The 16033-nt window shown below is 65.5% G+C and carries 17 protein-coding genes; 9 read left to right on the top strand and 8 right to left on the bottom strand.

What is annotated here, in order from left to right:
- Positions 1 to 77: 77 nt before the first annotated feature.
- Positions 78 to 2393 carry an ATP-dependent Clp protease ATP-binding subunit ClpA gene (gene clpA / locus EU805_RS00145; RefSeq protein ID WP_129761923.1) on the bottom strand — a complete coding sequence of 772 codons (2316 nt, stop codon included), beginning with the start codon at positions 2391 to 2393 and terminating at the stop codon, positions 78 to 80.
- A gap of 157 nt (positions 2394 to 2550) precedes the next feature.
- Positions 2551 to 3312 carry a hydroxyacylglutathione hydrolase gene (gene gloB, locus EU805_RS00140; RefSeq protein ID WP_129761922.1) on the bottom strand — a complete coding sequence of 254 codons (762 nt, stop codon included), beginning with the start codon at positions 3310 to 3312 and terminating at the stop codon, positions 2551 to 2553.
- Positions 3313 to 3369: 57 nt separating this feature from the next.
- Between gloB and EU805_RS00135 the strand changes: the two genes are divergently transcribed.
- The 7 genes from EU805_RS00135 to EU805_RS00105 all read left to right on the top strand — a co-directional run bounded on the left by EU805_RS00135 (position 3370) and on the right by EU805_RS00105 (position 9652).
- Positions 3370 to 4104 carry a class I SAM-dependent methyltransferase gene (locus tag EU805_RS00135; protein ID WP_129761921.1) on the top strand — a complete coding sequence of 245 codons (735 nt, stop codon included), beginning with the start codon at positions 3370 to 3372 and terminating at the stop codon, positions 4102 to 4104.
- 166 nt (positions 4105 to 4270) lie between these two features.
- Positions 4271 to 4837 carry a F0F1 ATP synthase subunit delta gene (locus EU805_RS00130; protein WP_129761920.1) on the top strand — a complete coding sequence of 189 codons (567 nt, stop codon included), beginning with the start codon at positions 4271 to 4273 and terminating at the stop codon, positions 4835 to 4837.
- Positions 4838 to 6373, top strand: coding sequence for a F0F1 ATP synthase subunit alpha (atpA, locus tag EU805_RS00125; protein WP_129761919.1), 1536 nt, complete (start codon positions 4838 to 4840; stop codon positions 6371 to 6373). It begins immediately after the preceding gene.
- Positions 6374 to 6401: 28 nt separating this feature from the next.
- Complete coding sequence (locus EU805_RS00120; RefSeq protein WP_129761918.1) at positions 6402 to 7283, top strand: F0F1 ATP synthase subunit gamma; 882 nt, start codon at positions 6402 to 6404, stop codon at positions 7281 to 7283.
- A 17-nt stretch (positions 7284 to 7300) separates the two neighbouring features.
- A complete protein-coding gene (gene atpD, locus EU805_RS00115; protein ID WP_129761917.1) occupies positions 7301 to 8725 on the top strand; it encodes a F0F1 ATP synthase subunit beta in 1425 nt (474 codons plus the stop codon).
- 9 nt (positions 8726 to 8734) lie between these two features.
- The gene (locus EU805_RS00110; RefSeq protein WP_129761916.1) at positions 8735 to 9175 is read left to right on the top strand and encodes a F0F1 ATP synthase subunit epsilon; all 441 of its coding nucleotides are present in this window, start codon (positions 8735 to 8737) and stop codon (positions 9173 to 9175) included.
- Positions 9176 to 9304: 129 nt separating this feature from the next.
- Positions 9305 to 9652, top strand: coding sequence for an H-type lectin domain-containing protein (locus EU805_RS00105; protein WP_129761915.1), 348 nt, complete (start codon positions 9305 to 9307; stop codon positions 9650 to 9652).
- A gap of 18 nt (positions 9653 to 9670) precedes the next feature.
- Here EU805_RS00105 and EU805_RS00100 read toward each other — a convergent pair whose 3' ends face one another.
- Entirely contained in the window at positions 9671 to 10687 is a 1017-nt protein-coding gene (locus EU805_RS00100) for a ribose-phosphate pyrophosphokinase (RefSeq protein ID WP_129761914.1), read from the bottom strand.
- A gap of 105 nt (positions 10688 to 10792) precedes the next feature.
- On the opposite strand from EU805_RS00100, the gene EU805_RS00095 reads away from it, so the two are divergent.
- Both EU805_RS00095 and EU805_RS00090 read left to right on the top strand, forming a co-directional pair.
- Positions 10793 to 11392, top strand: coding sequence for a 2-hydroxychromene-2-carboxylate isomerase (locus EU805_RS00095; protein WP_129761913.1), 600 nt, complete (start codon positions 10793 to 10795; stop codon positions 11390 to 11392).
- Positions 11392 to 12123 (top strand): alpha/beta fold hydrolase, encoded by a 732-nt coding sequence (locus EU805_RS00090; protein WP_129761912.1) that lies wholly within the window; start codon positions 11392 to 11394, stop codon positions 12121 to 12123. Before EU805_RS00095 ends, EU805_RS00090 begins: the two co-directional genes overlap by 1 nt.
- On the opposite strand, the gene EU805_RS00085 is transcribed toward EU805_RS00090, so the two are convergent.
- The 5 genes from EU805_RS00085 to EU805_RS00065 form a co-directional block, all read right to left on the bottom strand.
- Positions 12120 to 13169 (bottom strand): low specificity L-threonine aldolase, encoded by a 1050-nt coding sequence (locus EU805_RS00085; protein WP_129761911.1) that lies wholly within the window; start codon positions 13167 to 13169, stop codon positions 12120 to 12122. The genes EU805_RS00090 and EU805_RS00085 overlap by 4 nt on opposite strands.
- On the bottom strand, positions 13169 to 13636 hold the full coding sequence (locus tag EU805_RS00080; protein WP_129761910.1) for a YcgN family cysteine cluster protein: 468 nt from the start codon (positions 13634 to 13636) through the stop codon (positions 13169 to 13171). The genes EU805_RS00085 and EU805_RS00080 overlap by 1 nt, the downstream gene beginning before the upstream one ends.
- Complete coding sequence (locus EU805_RS00075; RefSeq protein WP_129761909.1) at positions 13629 to 14570, bottom strand: bifunctional riboflavin kinase/FAD synthetase; 942 nt, start codon at positions 14568 to 14570, stop codon at positions 13629 to 13631. The genes EU805_RS00080 and EU805_RS00075 overlap by 8 nt, the downstream gene beginning before the upstream one ends.
- Before the next feature lie 36 nt (positions 14571 to 14606).
- Complete coding sequence (locus tag EU805_RS00070) at positions 14607 to 15050, bottom strand: MaoC family dehydratase (protein WP_129761908.1); 444 nt, start codon at positions 15048 to 15050, stop codon at positions 14607 to 14609.
- A gap of 91 nt (positions 15051 to 15141) precedes the next feature.
- Positions 15142 to 16017 carry a TIGR01459 family HAD-type hydrolase gene (locus EU805_RS00065; protein WP_129761907.1) on the bottom strand — a complete coding sequence of 292 codons (876 nt, stop codon included), beginning with the start codon at positions 16015 to 16017 and terminating at the stop codon, positions 15142 to 15144.
- Positions 16018 to 16033: the final 16 nt, after the last annotated feature.

Here is a 16033-nt window from a genome sequence, read left to right as displayed (position 1 = left end):
AATTAATAAGGCTACGCAAGAAAAATCCCCCGCAGCCGGGCAGGCTGCGGGGGACGATGGCACCATCTGGCGGATGTTTACTCCGCCGTCAGAAGCGGGGGCTTCTTGCCAGAGATCTTGCCGGGACCGGGTTCCTCGAACCGCAGATCCAGTTCTCCGTCCTTGACGCCGACCTTGACGAGACCGCCCTTCACCAGCTTGCCGAAGAGCAGTTCCTCCGCCAGCGGTTTCTTGATGTTCTCCTGAATCACGCGACCCAGGGGGCGGGCGCCCATCTTGGCGTCATAGCCTTTGTCGGCCAGCCATTCGGCGGCTTTCGGCGTCAGCTCGATATGGACGTTGCGATCGATGAGCTGCGCTTCGAGTTGCAGCACGAACTTGTCGACCACCTTCATGATCACCTCTTTCGGCAGCGCGCCGAAGCTGATGATCGCGTCCAGACGGTTGCGGAACTCGGGCGTGAAGATCCGCTCGATGGCGGCGGTATCCTCACCCTCTCGGGACTCCCGTCCGAAGCCCATGGCATTCTTGCCCATCTCGGCGGCTCCGGCGTTGCTGGTCATGATCAGGATCACGTTACGGAAGTCGGTGGTCCGACCGTTGTGATCGGTCAGTTTCCCGTGGTCCATCACCTGCAGCAGGATGTTGTAGACATCCGGGTGCGCCTTTTCCATCTCGTCGAGCAGCAGCACGCAATGCGGGTTCTGATCGACACCGTCGGTCAGCATGCCGCCCTGGTCGAAGCCAACATAGCCCGGAGGGGCACCGATCAGACGGCTGACCGCGTGCTTCTCCATGTATTCGGACATGTCGAAGCGGATCAGCTCGACCCCCAGCGTGTCGGCCAGCTGCTTGGCGACCTCGGTCTTGCCGACGCCGGTCGGCCCCGCGAAGAGGTAGTTGCCGATCGGCTTTTCGGGCTCCCGCAGGCCTGCCCGCGCCAACTTGATCGCCGAGGACAGCGCCGTGATGGCGGTATCCTGGCCGAAGACCACGCGCTTGAGCGAGCCTTCCAGATCCTTGAGCACTTCCGCGTCGTCCTTGGTCACGTTCTTCGGCGGGATGCGGGCGATCTTGGCCACCACGCCCTCGATCTCCTTCACGCCGATGGTCTTGCGGCGCTTGGAATCGGGCAGCAACTGCTGGCTGGCCCCGGCCTCGTCGATCACGTCGATCGCCTTGTCGGGCAGCTTGCGGTCGTTGATGTAGCGCGCCGACAGCTCCACCGCGGTGCGGATCGCATCGGCGGTGTACTTCACCGAGTGGTGCTCTTCGAAGTAGGGCTTGATGCCGCGCAGGATCTTGACCGCATCGTCGACCGAGGGCTCGTTCACGTCGATCTTCTGGAACCGGCGGGACAGGGCGCGGTCCTTCTCGAAGTGCTGGCGGAACTCCTTGTAGGTGGTGGAGCCCATGCAGCGCAGCTTGCCCCCCTGCAGCGCGGGCTTGAGCAGGTTGGAGGCGTCCATCGCCCCGCCGCTCGTGGCACCCGCACCGATCACGGTGTGGATCTCGTCGATGAAAAGCACCGCGTCCTTGTGCTCTTCCATTTCGGTCATGACGGCCTTCAGACGCTCTTCGAAGTCGCCACGGTAGCGGGTGCCGGCCAGCAGCGCGCCCATGTCGAGGCTGTAGATCGTGGCGCCCGACAGAACCTCTGGCACGTCGTCCTGGACGATCTTGAAGGCCAGACCCTCTGCAATCGCGGTCTTGCCCACGCCCGGGTCGCCCACCAGCAGCGGGTTGTTCTTGCGGCGGCGGCACAGCACCTGGATGCAACGCTCGACCTCGTGGTTGCGCCCGATCAGCGGATCGGTGTCGCCCTTGGACGCCTTGGCATTGAGATCCACGCAATACTTGTCGAGCGCCGATTCCTTGCCGTCACCGTCGGTGACGCTTTCGTCTTCGGATTCGACGGACCCGGTCACGGGGCGGGATTCGCCGAAAGCGGGATCCTTGGCCACGCCGTGGGCGATGAAGTTCACCGCGTCATAACGCGTCATGTCCTGCTCCTGCAGGAAGTAGGCGGCGTTGCTCTCGCGCTCCGCGAAGATCGCGACGAGCACGTTGGCGCCCGTCACCTCGGACCGGCCGGAGGATTGCACGTGGATCGCGGCGCGCTGGATTACGCGCTGGAAGGCGGCGGTCGGCACCGCCTCGGAGCCTTCGACATCCGTCTCGAGCGTCGACAGGTCGTCGGAGATGAAGTCTTCCAGATCCTTGCGCAGCTCGTCGAGGTCGACCGAACAGGCCTTCATCACGCGCACGGCGTCAGGCTCGTCGATCAGCGCCAGAAGCAGGTGTTCCAGCGTGGCAAGTTCGTGGCGACGGGCGTTGGCGAGTGCAAGCGCGCCGTGGATGGACTGCTCTAGCGTGGTGGAAAATGATGGCACGGACGTGCTCCTTTTCTCTGGATCGCGCGGGTCGCCCCCGCTTTGCCTTTCCTTCAAGGTCAGTCGGATCTGTCCGACCTTCAAGGATTTTATTGGTCACGTTGGTCACAAAAGTGCTGACGCGGCGTGAAGACGCACCAATTCTTTCGCGGATCGCTCAGACCCGGTCGCGTCGCGATCGGACTTCGCTGAAAATATCGGCGGGATCTGCATCCTCCATCCCAAGCGCCGTTGCGAGGGCGGGGTCATCGGCGCGCAGGAAGGGGTTGGTTTCCCGTTCCAGGCCCAGAAGCGACGGCACGGTCGCGCGGCCGTTTTCACGCGCCTTTTCCGTCGCTTCGAGCCTCGAGATAAGCGCTGGATTTCCCGGTTCAAGTGAGGCGGCGAAGCGGGCGTTCGTCAAGGTGTACTCGTGACCCGAACAGACCTGCGTTTCGGCATGGAAGTCCCGCAGCTTGCGCAGGCTGTCCCACATCTGCGCGGGCTTGCCCTCGAATAGCCGCCCGCAGCCCTGCGCCATGAGGCTGTCGCCCGTGAACAACAGGCGTTCGTGCGGGATGTGGAAGGCGATATGCCCGTTGGTGTGGCCCGAAACATCGTAGATCTCGACGTCGCACCCCAGCACCGTGAGCGCGTCGCCCTCGACCACGGCATCGTCCAGCGGCGGCATCCGGTGCGCATCGGCCTGCGCCCCTATGACGCGGGCATCGCCGCGCAGCTCCGACACGCCCGCCACGTGATCGTCGTGGTGATGGGTGAGCAGGATGTCGGACAGCGTCCAGCCGCGCTCGTCCAGGACCGCCTGGATCGGGGCGGCCTCGGGGGCGTCGACCAGGGCGGTGTCGCCGCTTTCGTCGTCGTGGATCAGGAAGGCGTAGTTGTCGGAAAGACACGGGATCGTCAGCAGTTCCAGGGGCATTGGCGCAGAGCCTTTCGTTCTTGGTATAGGGGAGGCGACCCAATCGGACCGCACCCCATGCATCTCGACGTTCTGGACCTGCGCCGTTTCTATTACCGAAGCGCGCTCGGGCGTGCGGCGCAGAAGGTCATACGGTCCGAACTGGTGCGGATCTGGCCCGAGGCAAAGGGCCAGACGGTCGCGGGTTTCGGCTTCGCGGTGCCCTTGCTGCGGCCCTACCTGGGAGATGCGCGTCGGGTCATCGGGCTGATGCCGGCACCGCAGGGCGTGATGCCCTGGCCCGCGGGCGAGCGGAACGTAAGCGTCCTGTGCGAGGACGCGGCCTGGCCGGTGCCAACGGGGCTGGTCGACAAGCTGGTCGTGTTGCACGGGCTGGAGACCTCCGAGCGCCCTTCGGATGTGCTTGCGGAGTGCCACCGGGTGCTGGGTCCGGGCGGTCGCGCCGTCTTCATCGTGCCGAACCGGGCCGGGCTTTGGGCGCGGTCGGATGCCACGCCCTTCGGCTTCGGACGGCCTTACCTGCCCGGCCAGTTGGAGGATCAACTCGCGGCCCACGGGTTCTGCGTGAAACAGGCGCGCGCGGCGCTCTATCAACCACCGTCGAGCCAGCCTGCTTGGCGCAAGCTTTCGGCCTTCCTCGAACGCGCGGGACACAAGATCCCCATGCTGGCGGGCGGCGGGGTCCTGATCGTGGAGGCGGCCAAGGCCAATGCGCCTGCGCCCGGCGGCGGCACGATGGTGCGCGAACGCCAGCCCGTGCGCAGCCCCGTGCCGCAGACGGTTCCGGCGTAAGTGTCGCGCACCGGCCATTTCCCGGGTCACCGCGGCACTTTCGCCACGCTTGCGCAGTTGCGGGTTTCGCACGGCTCTGTTACATCCGCGTCGAATTTGACGTCCCGCGCCGGTTGCGGGACTTTTTGCAATGCCCACCTCCTCGCGTGGGCCACAGGTCGGAAGGGTGGACGTGTCCGAACCAGCTTCGATTTCACATGGGATCGCCGGGCGCTATGCGCTGGCGGTGTTTGAACTGGCCAAAGACGGCAACGAACTTGAAACGATGGAGCGTGACGTCGACGCCCTGCGTGCTGCCCTGGCGGAAAGCGACGATCTGCGCGATCTGATCCATTCGCCGGTCTACGGCCGTGACAGCCAGTCCGCCGCGATGAACGCCCTTGCGCAGAAGATGGGCCTGTCCGCCACCATGGGCAACACCCTGCGCCTGCTGGCCGACAAGCGTCGCCTCTTCGTGCTGCCCAGCCTGCTTGCGCAGCTCAAGGAAATGTCGGCGGACGCCCGCGGCGAAGTCACGGCGGAGGTCACCTCGGCCAAGGCGCTGACCGAAACGCAGCGCAAGAAGCTTTCGCAGACCCTCACCGACCAGGTCGGCCGCGAGGTCAGCATCGAAGAAACCGTGGACCCTGCCATCCTTGGCGGTCTTATTGTCAAAGTTGGCTCGAAGATGATCGACACCTCGATCCGCTCCAAGCTCAACGCTCTCCAGAACAGCATGAAAGAGGCCGGATAAATGGCGATCCAAGCATCTGAAATCTCTGCGATCCTCAAGGATCAGATCAAGAACTTCGGCCAGGATGCCGAAGTCGCCGAAGTCGGCCGCGTGCTCTCCGTCGGCGACGGGATCGCCCGCGTGCATGGTCTGGACAAGGTCCAGGCCGGCGAGATGGTCGAATTCCCCGGCGGCATCCGCGGCATGGCGCTGAACCTCGAATCCGACAACGTCGGCGTCGTGATCTTCGGCTCCGACCGCGACATCAAGGAAGGCGACACCGTCAAGCGCACGAATTCCATCGTGGACGTGCCCGCAGGCCCCGGCCTGCTGGGCCGCATTGTGGACGGTCTGGGCAACCCGATCGACGGCAAGGGAGAGATCGAGGCCGCCGAGCGTCGCGTGGCCGACGTCAAGGCCCCCGGCATCATCCCGCGCAAGTCGGTGCATGAGCCCATGCCCACGGGCCTGAAGTCCATCGACGCCATGATCCCGATCGGCCGCGGCCAGCGCGAGCTGATCATCGGCGACCGCCAGACCGGCAAGACCGCCGTGGCGCTCGACACGATCCTGAACCAGAAGTCCTACAACGACGCCGCCAAGGACGACTCGGAAAAGCTCTACTGCATCTACGTCGCCGTCGGTCAGAAACGCTCGACCGTGGCCCAGCTGGTCAAGAAGCTCGAAGAGACGGGTGCCATCGAGTACACCACGATCGTCGCCGCGACCGCCTCCGAGCCCGCGCCGATGCAGTACCTCGCCCCCTATTCGGCGACCGCCATGGCGGAATACTTCCGCGACAACGGCAAGCACGCGCTTATCATCTACGACGACCTCTCCAAGCAGGCCGTGTCCTACCGCCAGATGTCGCTGCTGCTGCGCCGTCCGCCGGGGCGTGAAGCCTACCCGGGCGACGTGTTCTACCTCCACTCCCGCCTGCTGGAGCGTTCGGCCAAGTTGAACGAGGACAATGGTGCAGGCTCGCTGACGGCGCTGCCGATCATCGAGACCCAGGGCGGCGACGTGTCGGCGTTCATTCCGACCAACGTGATCTCGATCACCGACGGCCAGATCTTCCTCGAGACGGAACTGTTCTTCCAGGGTATCCGCCCGGCCGTGAACACCGGTCTGTCGGTCAGCCGCGTGGGGTCCGCCGCGCAGACCAACGCGATGAAATCCGTCGCTGGTCCCGTGAAGTTGGAGCTTGCCCAGTACCGCGAGATGGCGGCCTTCGCGCAGTTCGGCTCCGACCTCGACGCCGCGACGCAGAAGCTGCTGAACCGCGGTGCGCGCCTGACGGAACTGATGAAGCAGCCGCAGTACTCGCCGCTGACCAACGCCGAGATCGTGACCGTGATCTACGCGGGCACCAACGGCTTCCTCGACGATCTGTCCGTCGACCAGGTGGGCAAGTTCGAAGCCGGTCTGCTGAACCACATGCGCACCAACCAGCGCGAAGTGCTGGACTGGCTGACCAACGAGGATCCCAAGATCAAGGGCGACGCGGAAACCCGTCTGAAGGATGCGATCGCGTCTTTCGCCAAGGACTTCGCGTAATCAGAGCCCGTTAGAGGAGAACCAGGTTTTGCCTAGTCTCAAGGACCTCAAGAACCGGATCGCGTCGGTCAAGTCGACCCGCAAGATCACCAAGGCCATGCAGATGGTCGCCGCCGCGAAACTGCGCCGGGCGCAGGACGCGGCGGAAGCGGCGCGCCCCTATACGGAACGGTTCAACGCCGTGATGTCGGGGCTTTCCGCGGCGGCGGAGGGGTCCCCCTCCGCGCCGAAACTGCTGGCCGGCACCGGGTCGGACGACACGCATCTGCTGATCGTCATGACCGCGGAGCGCGGGTTGTGCGGCGGGTTCAACGCGAACATCGCCAAGCTTGCACGTCAGCACGCGATGCGCCTGAAGGGCGAAGGCAAGACGGTGAAGATCCTCACCGTCGGCAAGAAGGGCCGCGACAGCATGAAGCGCGACCTGGGCGACATGTTCGTCGGTCACGTCGATCTGTCGGACATCAAGCGGGTCGGCTACGTCGACGCCCAAGGTATCGCGCGTGACGTGCTGAACCGGTTCGAGGCCGGCGAATTCGACATCGCGACGATCTTCTTCGCGCGGTTCGAGAATGTCGTGGCGCAGCACCCGACGGCGCAGCAAATCATCCCCGCCAAGTTCGACGCGGTGGACGGCGCGTCCGAGAGCACCAACACGCTCTACGACTACGAGCCGGACGAAGAGGCGATCCTTGCCGACCTTCTGCCGCGCGGCGTGGCGGTGCAGATCTTCTCGGCGCTGCTGGAAAACGCGGCCTCCGAGCAGGGTGCGCGGATGTCCGCGATGGACAACGCGACCCGCAACGCGGGCGAGATGATCGATGACCTCACGATCGAGTACAACCGCTCGCGCCAGGCCGTCATCACCAACGAGCTGATTGAAATCATTTCCGGCGCCGAAGCGCTGTAACGAACCGGAGTACCGATATGGCTAACGCTAAAGGCAAGATCACGCAGGTCATCGGCGCCGTCGTCGACGTGCAGTTCGAGGATCACCTGCCAGAGATCCTCAACGCCCTGACGACCGACAACAACGGGCAGGAACTGGTGCTGGAAGTGGCCCAGCACCTGGGTGAAAACACCGTCCGCTGCATCGCGATGGACAGCACCGAAGGTCTCGTGCGCGGTCAGCAGGTCGTCGATCAGGACACCACGATCACCGTGCCCGTGGGCGACGCGACCCTGGGTCGGATCATGAACGTCGTCGGCGCCCCCGTCGACGAGAAGGGCCCGATCGAGACGACCGAGCGTCGCTCGATCCACAACGCGGCGCCCACGTTCGAAGCACAGTCCACCACCTCCGAGGTGCTGGTGACCGGCATCAAGGTCATCGACCTGCTCGCACCCTACGCCAAGGGCGGCAAGATCGGCCTGTTCGGCGGTGCCGGCGTGGGCAAGACGGTTCTGATCCAGGAGCTGATCAACAACATCGCCAAGGTGCACTCGGGCTACTCGGTCTTCGCCGGCGTGGGCGAACGGACCCGCGAGGGTAACGACCTCTACTACGAATTCATCGAATCGGGCGTCATCAACGCCGAGGATCTGACGAAGTCCAAGGTGGCTCTCGTCTACGGCCAGATGAACGAGCCGCCGGGTGCCCGCATGCGCGTCGCCCTGTCCGGTCTGACCATGGCCGAGCAGTTCCGCGACCAGTCCGGCACCGACGTTCTGTTCTTCGTGGACAACATCTTCCGCTTCACGCAGGCGGGTTCCGAGGTGTCGGCGCTTCTGGGCCGCATCCCCTCCGCCGTGGGCTACCAGCCGACGCTGGCCACCGACATGGGCGCCATGCAGGAACGGATCACCTCGACCAAGAACGGCTCGATCACCTCCGTGCAGGCCATCTACGTGCCCGCGGACGACCTGACCGACCCCGCGCCGGCCACGTCCTTCGCGCACCTCGACGCGACCACGGTTCTCAACCGTGCGATCTCGGAAAAGGGCATCTACCCGGCCGTCGACCCGCTCGATTCCACCTCGCGTCTGCTCGATCCGGGCATCGTGGGTGAAGAGCACTACAAGGTCGCCTCTGACGTGCAGCAGACGCTGCAGCGCTACAAGTCGCTTCAGGACATCATCGCCATCCTCGGGATGGACGAACTGTCCGAGGACGACAAGCTGGCCGTGGCCCGCGCCCGCAAGATCGAGCGCTTCCTCAGCCAGCCCTTCGACGTGGCTCAGGTCTTCACCGGCTCGCCGGGCGTCCAGGTCGCTCTGGAGGACACGATCGCGTCCTTCAAGGCGGTGGTGAACGGCGAATACGATCACTTGCCCGAGGGCGCCTTCTACATGGTCGGCGGCATCGAGGAAGTGAAAGCCAAGGCCGAGAAAATGCAGGCGAGCGCCGCGTAAGGAGCCCTTATGGCAAACACAGTGCAATTCGACCTCGTCTCGCCCGAACGCCGTCTGGCGTCGGTCGAGGCGACCGAGGTGCGTATCCCCGGTGCCGACGGTGACCTGACCGCGATGCCGGGCCATGCGCCGACGATCACGACCCTGCGCCCCGGTATCATGACCGTGGTGGCAGGCGGGTCCGAGGACGACTACGTGGTGATCGGCGGCTTCGCCGAGATCACCGCCAAATCGGTGTCGGTTCTGGCCGAAAGCGCGCTGCCCCGGTCCGAGATGACGCAAGAGACCTTCGACCGGATGATGGAAGACGCCCGGCGCGAGCTGGAGAAGGCCAAGTCCGACGTCCAGAACGAGCCAGGCCCCGTGGATGACGCGGTGCGCCTCATGGCGGACATGGTTGCGGTCGGCAGCAAGATCGGGCTCGACCCGAAGCAGTCGAACTTCGGCTGATTGCGGGCCAACACCGAAAAACTTGAAGGGGGTCAACGTGGTTGGCCCCCTTTTTGCTGCGCGAACGCTTCAGGCGCGATACAACCGTCGGATTAATGCCTTCGTAATAAGATCGGACGACATTTACAGATGCGCAAATTCGAGGCGACGACAATCGGGATTCAACAAGGGAACAAGGTTCTCTTTTCGGATTTCGAGGATGACGGTGACATGTGGTCCGGTCACGGTCCGCGCCTGATCCGGCAGGCGATCCGGTTCGATACGACCTTCCTTCAGGAACCGGTCGTGCAGGTCAGCCTGACCATGTGGGACATCGCGGCGGATGCGAACAACCGTGCGGATATCTCGGCCGAGCAGATAACGCCGGACGGGTTCAACCTCGTCTTCCGGACCTGGGGCGACACCCGCGTCGCGCGTGTTCGGGCGGGCTGGATCGCCATGGGGCCGGTGCGCGGCGACGACGTCTGGGACGTGTGACCGCGTCCGACCTTTGGCTTAGCCCGCGTAGACGCCTTCGTAGATCGGTTTCAGCGTCTTGTGATTGAACAGGGACGAGACGCTGGTCCCGTTCCAGGTGTTCAGGATTGCCTGCGCGAACATCGGGGCGGAGTTGACGATGCGGATCTGCGGGCAGGCCTGCACGGCCTGGCTTGGCTGGATGGTGTTGGTGATGACGAGGTTCTTCATCACCGACTTGCTCACCCGCTCGACCGCCGGACCCGAGAGCACGCCGTGGGTGATGTAGCTGTGCACTTCCTTCGCCCCGTTGTCCATCAGCACCTGCGCTGCCTTGCAGAGCGTGCCCGCGGTATCGACGATGTCGTCCACGATCAGGCAGACGCGGTCCTTCACCTCGCCGATGACCGTCATCTCGGCCACTTCGCCCGGCTTGCCGCGCCGCTTGTCGACGATGGAGAGTGGCGCGCCCAACCGCTGGGCGAGGTCACGGGCCCGTGCGACGCCGCCGACGTCGGGGCTGACGACCATCAACTCGTCCATGCGGTCCTTGAAGTGGTGCATCGCGTCGAGCGCCCAGATCGGGCTGGCGTAGAGGTTGTCGACGGGAATGTCGAAGAATCCCTGGATCTGGGTCGCGTGCAAGTCCAAGGTCAGGATCCGCTCGATCCCCGCCTCGACAAGCAGGTTCGCCACCAGCTTGGCGGTGATCGGCGTGCGCGCCTTGCTGCGGCGATCCTGACGGGCGTAGCCGAAGTAGGGCATGACGGCCGTGATCCGCTGCGCCGAGGAGCGTCGCAGCGCGTCGGCGATGATCAGAAGCTCCATCAGGTTGTCGTTGGCGGGATTGGAGGTCGGCTGGATGACGAACATGTCCTCGCCGCGGACGTTCTCGAAGACCTCGACGAAGATCTCGCCGTCGTTGAAGCGTTCGACCCGGGCGTCCACCAGCCCGACGTCCATGCCGCGGTGCATGCTCATGCGGCTTGCGATCGCCTCGGCCAACGGTTGGTTGGCATTGCCGGAGATCAGCTTGGGTTCGTGGGAGGTCGGCATGGGGGGTGGGTCCTTCGCGCGGGGCTGGGCGAGATTCGCCGCGTTGACTTGCGGTAGCACAGGGGTAGGGTCGCGGGAATACTCAGGCCGGCAAAGGTGACGGGCATGCCCCATATCGACTACTATTTTACCCCGATCAGCCCCTACACCTATCTTTGCGGCGTCCGTCCGGCGGAAATCGCCGCCTCTCACGGGGCGACGCTGACCTACCGCCCGGCCGACATGATCGCGATCTTTGCCCGCACGGGCGGGCTGCCCTTGGCCGAGCGACACCCCAGCCGACAGGATTACCGCGCGCAGGATCTTCCGCGCCGCGCCATGGTCGCGGGCTTGCCCTTGGTGGCGAAGCCCGCGCATTTCCCGACCAACCCCGCGCCCTCTTCCTACGCGATCCTCGCCGCCCAGGATGCCGGTGGCGGTGATATGGCGGGGCTGGTCTTCGCCCTGGCTCGCGCCTGCTGGGCCGAGCAGCGCGACATCGCCGATGACGACGTGATCCGCGACTGCCTATCCGCGGCGGGCTTCGATGCGGGGTTGGCGGACAAGGGCCTTCTGGCGGGCGCCGAGGCCTACCACCGCAATACCGAAGAGGCGGTGCGCGCTGGCGTCTTCGGCGCCCCCTTCTTCATCACCGACACCGACCAGCGTTTCTGGGGAGAGGATCGGCTGGCCGACCTCGACGCCCATCTCGCCGGTCGCATCTGATGCATGCAGGCCGCACGTCGGAGGCCCCCGACACGCTGATGCTGCACTGCAGCCTCGCCCGGCACGAGGCGCTGTTGCCGCTGGCCCGCGCCGCGGAATTGGAAGCGCTCTTGCCCGATCTGTTGGGCCATGGGCGCAGTCCCGACTGGGACGGGCAGGATGATTACCACAGCGCGAACATCGCCGCACTTCTGCCGCTGATCGACCGCCCGATGCACGTCCTAGGCCATTCCTTCGGCGGAACTCTGGCGCTGCGGCTGGCAGTGGAGCACCCCGAGCGCGTCAGCCGCCTGACGCTGATCGAGCCGGTCTTCTTCGCCGCCGCGCGCGGCACCCCCGCATTCGAGGATCATCTCTCCCTCTTCGCGCCGATCTATGACGCGACCGAGGCGGGGGATCTGATGCAGGCGGCACAGCTTTTCCACGCAGCCTACGGAGCGGGGCGCTGGTCGGACCTGAAGCCGCGTGCGCAAGGCGAATTCGCGGCGCGGATGCCCCTGGTCACCGCATCGGCCCCCGCGATCCAGGAGGATGTCCATGACCTCCTGCCGCGACTGGACCGGATCACCGTTCCGGTGACCCTGATCCGCGGCGCGAAGAGCCAGCCGGTGGTGGTAGAGATTCACGCCCGCCTGCAACGCGTCATTCCGCAGGCGGTCGATCACGCCATAACCGGGGCGGGTCACATGGTGCCCTTGACCCATGTCAGAGAGACGGCCGGGCTTATCTAGCCGCGCAACAGGCCCAACAACTCGTCGACGGCGGCGTCCTCGCATGACCAGTCGCAGACGAGCCGCCCGGTCAGCATTTCGTCGTCGGGGCCATCGTGAGGATCACCGCCCATCACGTAGTAAAGGGCGCCGCCGTCCAGCGCCCGGCGGTGCATGGAACGGGGCGCGTCGAAGAACAGAAGGTTCGCGGGCGGTTCGTGCAGGACCGTCACGTCCGGCATCTGCTGCAATCCGCGCAAGAGGCGTTGGCCCGCAGCATTGGCGCTTCGTGCCATGTCCAGCCACAGATCGTCGGTCAGGTAGGCGTTCATCTGGGCGGAGAGATAACGGTGCTTGGAGAAGAGATGCGCCCCGCGCTTGCGCCGGAACGGGAAGGAGGCCGCGTCCTCCGGGTTGAAGAAGACGCAGGCCTCGACCCCCAGGGCGCCGTTCTTGGTGCCGCCGAAGCTGACCGCGTCTACTCCGGCCTTCCATGTCATCTCTGCCGGGGTGCAATCGAGGGCAACCAGCGCATTGGCAAAGCGCGCGCCGTCGAGGTGCACCTTCAGGCCGTAGTCGCGAGCCACCGCCGACAGCGCCCGGATATCCTCGACCCTATGGACGGTGCCCTTCTCGGTCGCCTGCGTGATGCTGACGGGGCCGCGTTGGGGGCCGTGGACGCCGCGCGTCTCCTCGGCCTCGATCGCGCGGCGCAGGGTGTCGGGCGTCATCCGGGCCTGCTCTGTTTCCACCAGGGTCAGCTTCGCGCCGCCGGTGAAGAACTCGGGCGCGTTGCACTCGTCTTCCTGGATGTGGGACATGGTCGAGCAGAACACCGTCTGCCACGGCTGGCACAGGGTTCCCAGGATCAGCACATTCGCCGCCGTGCCGGTCGCCACGAGGAAGACTTCTGCCTGCGGGGCCTCGAAGACGTCGCGGATCCGGCGGCGCACAGTTTCCATGATCGGATCGGCGCCGTAGGCGCTCGCGTAGCCGGCGTTGGCGTCCAACAGCGCCTGCATCACCTGGGAATGGGCCGGTCCGCCGTTGTCGGAGGCAAAGAACATCAGGTGGGCTCCTCGATGATGTGGTCTTCCCAGTCGTCGTCCGCGACTTCGTATTCGGAAACGGTCTGGCCGCGCAGGGTGACGCCGGCCGCATGCGGCCCCTCGGCATCGCCCGAGATGAGCGGATGCCAGTCGTAAAGTGCCTCTCCCTTGGCGAGCAGGCGGTAGGCGCAGGTCTGGGGGAGCCAGTACATGTTGTCCTGGATCGTCTTCGGCGTGAGCACGATGCATTCCGGCACGAATTGGTGGCGGATCGGGTACTGGCTGCACAGGCAGGTATCGTTGTCCAACAGCCGGCAAGCCACGCGCGTCAGGGCGACCTCGCCGCTGTCTTCGTCTTCCAGCTTGTTCAGGCAACACTTGCCGCAGCCGTCGCAAAGCGCCTCCCATTCCGCGCGGGTCATACGATCCATGGGCACGCGTTCCCAGAAACGGGGACGCAGCCCGGAGCGGTCGATTTCAGACATCGGAGAGGATCTTTCGCGCGCGGTCGCAATCGGCGTCCATCTGGGCGATGAGCGCATCGAGGCTGTCGAACTTCTCCTCACCGCGCAGGTAGTCGATCAGCGCGACCGAGATTTCGGCCCCGTAGAGATCGCCCTTGAAGTCGAAGAGGAAGGTCTCGCAATTGGCGTGGTTTTCCGCGCCGAACATCGGGCGCACCCCGATCGAGGCGGCGCCGCCATAGCGCCCTGCGTGCGGTCCGTCGTGGACGTCGACCGCCACAGCGTAGACCCCGAAGCGGGGCGGGTGCAATCCGTCGATGCTCATGTTCGCGGTGGGATAGCCCAGGTCGCGGCCGCGCTGGTCGCCGCGGATCACCCGACCTACGAGCCGGTGACGGTGGCCCAGCATCGCGGCGGCATCGCGGGGGCGGCCTTCGCTCAGTGCGGCGCGGATCGCGGTCGAGCTGATGCGCCCGTCCTCCGCCTGCACCATCTCGGCCACGGTGACGCCGAACCCCAGCCGCTGCCCGAAGCCACGCAGGTCTTCCGCGTTGCCCGCGCGATCCTTGCCGAAGCAGAAATCCGAACCCACCACGACATGGCGCAGGCCAAGCGCGTCACGGATGATCTCGCGCGCGAAGGCCTCTGGCGCAAGTTGCGTAAGTCCGTCGGTAAAAGGCACCTCGTAGAGGATATCGACACCGATCTTCTGCAAGGCCTCGGCCCGGGCCTCGGCGTTCATCAGGCGGAAGGCGGGGGCGTCGGGGGCGAAGTGCTGGCGGGGATGCGGCTCGAAGGTCATGACGCCCAGCGGCGCGCCGATGTCGCGGCCCGCCTTACGGGCAAGGTCGATGACCGCCTGGTGGCCCAGGTGCACCCCATCGAAGTTACCGATCGCGGCAGAGGCGCCGCGGTCGTCGGGGTCGATGTAGCGGGGATCTCTGACGATACGCATGGGCGTGGCGTAGCCTGCGCCCGCCCCTTGCGCAAGCTAGTCGAACTTGCCCGACGGGGCGAGCACCGTGGCCTCGCCGGCGAGTACCCGCTTGCCGTCGACGAGGCAACGGGTGTCCAGCGTGACGCGCCGCTTGGCGTAGTCGATGGCCAGGACCTCGACCTCTGCCGTGACGCGGTCGCCGGGACGCACGGGGCCGAGGAACTTCAGGCTTTGGCCCAGGTAGACCGTTCCGTGGCCGGGCAGTTGCTCGCCAATCACCGCCGAGACGAGGCCTGCGGTCAGCATCCCGTGCGCGATGCGCCCCGCGAAGATCGTGTCGCGCGCGTAGGCGTCATCCAGATGCACGGGGTTCCGATCGGTGCTGACCTGCGCGAACATCTCGATATCCGCATCGGTCACGACTTTCGACAGGGATCGCGTCATCCCGATTTCCAGATCCTCGATCACGATGGTGCCGCGGGGCATGTTGTCGAGCATGTCTGTCATTCGTCAGGTAATAAATGTCCGATATACGGATTTCACGCGAAACTTCATTGCTTGCCCGGCGTCGCGTGTCAACCGTCGGAAATCAACGCAGGGAACCGATCGTGAAGGTGGGGGCCGCCATCTCGGCCTGCAGGTAGCGTTCCAACGCCTGCGCGTCCGGTGTGCCGTCGCGGGTCTGCGTTTCCTGCGCGGCAAGACCGCCGGAGATGAAGAGCGAGTCCAGATCCTCCTGTTGCGCGCCCAGGATATCGGTCTGGATCCCGTCGCCGATGCACAGGATGCGCCCCTGGTCCGCGCCGTCGTCGACCTTCGTCAGACGCCGCCGGGCGAGGTCGTAGATCGGCGGATGGGGCTTGCCGAAGTAAAGGCTTTCTCCCCCCATCGCGGTATAGAGCTGGGCGAGGGCGCCCGCGCACCATTCGCGCACCTCTCCGCGGTCGACGACGATGTCGGGGTTGGCGCACAGCAGTTTCAGCCCGCGCTGTTTGGCGGCCAGGAACTGCGGGCGGTAGGTGTCGGGGTGGGCCATCGGGTCGGTGGGGCCGCAGCAGACGATACCCTCGGCGGCGTCCAGCGGGACCCGCTCGATCGTGAGCGGATCGTCCAGCAGTTCCATCGGCTCGAAGAAGGTGTGGTCGCGGTCCTCTCCGATGAACCAGACGCGCTGGCCGACCACGCCGCGGAACATCGCCGCCCGCGCAGAATCGCCGGAGGTCGCGATGGCGTCCCAGGCGTCGTCCGGAACGCCCATGCCGGCGATCTGCGTCTGCACCGAGCCCCAGGGGCGTGGCGAGTTGGTCACAAGCACGACGCGCCCGCCCGCACGGCGGTACTGCTGCAGGGCCCCTACCGCGGCCTCGTGGGCGTGAAGCCCATCGTGCACGCAGCCCCACAGGTCGACGAAGGCGGCATCGTAGTCGCCGGCGATATCCAGGAAACTGTCGATGATCTGGGTCATGGTGCACTCCGCGTCA

The organism is Salipiger sp. IMCC34102, assembly GCF_004145405.1.
Classification (GTDB): Bacteria; Pseudomonadota; Alphaproteobacteria; order Rhodobacterales; family Rhodobacteraceae; genus Loktanella.
The sequence above is the reverse complement of the archived record's forward strand: the minus strand, read 5'-3'. Positions and strand labels throughout refer to the sequence as shown.

Coding starts and splice junctions, on each gene's coding strand:
- EU805_RS00090 (WP_129761912.1), top strand. CDS start 11,392: ATGCATGCAGGCCGCACGTCGGAGGCCCCCGACACGCTGATGCTGCAC.
- EU805_RS00110 (WP_129761916.1), top strand. CDS start 8,735: ATGGCAAACACAGTGCAATTCGACCTCGTCTCGCCCGAACGCCGTCTG.
- EU805_RS00100 (WP_129761914.1), bottom strand. CDS start 10,687: ATGCCGACCTCCCACGAACCCAAGCTGATCTCCGGCAATGCCAACCAA.
- atpA (WP_129761919.1), top strand. CDS start 4,838: ATGGCGATCCAAGCATCTGAAATCTCTGCGATCCTCAAGGATCAGATC.
- EU805_RS00135 (WP_129761921.1), top strand. CDS start 3,370: ATGCATCTCGACGTTCTGGACCTGCGCCGTTTCTATTACCGAAGCGCG.
- EU805_RS00070 (WP_129761908.1), bottom strand. CDS start 15,050: ATGCTCGACAACATGCCCCGCGGCACCATCGTGATCGAGGATCTGGAA.
- atpD (WP_129761917.1), top strand. CDS start 7,301: ATGGCTAACGCTAAAGGCAAGATCACGCAGGTCATCGGCGCCGTCGTC.
- gloB (WP_129761922.1), bottom strand. CDS start 3,312: ATGCCCCTGGAACTGCTGACGATCCCGTGTCTTTCCGACAACTACGCC.
- EU805_RS00095 (WP_129761913.1), top strand. CDS start 10,793: ATGCCCCATATCGACTACTATTTTACCCCGATCAGCCCCTACACCTAT.
- EU805_RS00065 (WP_129761907.1), bottom strand. CDS start 16,017: ATGACCCAGATCATCGACAGTTTCCTGGATATCGCCGGCGACTACGAT.
- EU805_RS00105 (WP_129761915.1), top strand. CDS start 9,305: ATGCGCAAATTCGAGGCGACGACAATCGGGATTCAACAAGGGAACAAG.
- EU805_RS00085 (WP_129761911.1), bottom strand. CDS start 13,169: ATGTTCTTTGCCTCCGACAACGGCGGACCGGCCCATTCCCAGGTGATG.
- EU805_RS00080 (WP_129761910.1), bottom strand. CDS start 13,636: ATGTCTGAAATCGACCGCTCCGGGCTGCGTCCCCGTTTCTGGGAACGC.
- EU805_RS00075 (WP_129761909.1), bottom strand. CDS start 14,570: ATGCGTATCGTCAGAGATCCCCGCTACATCGACCCCGACGACCGCGGC.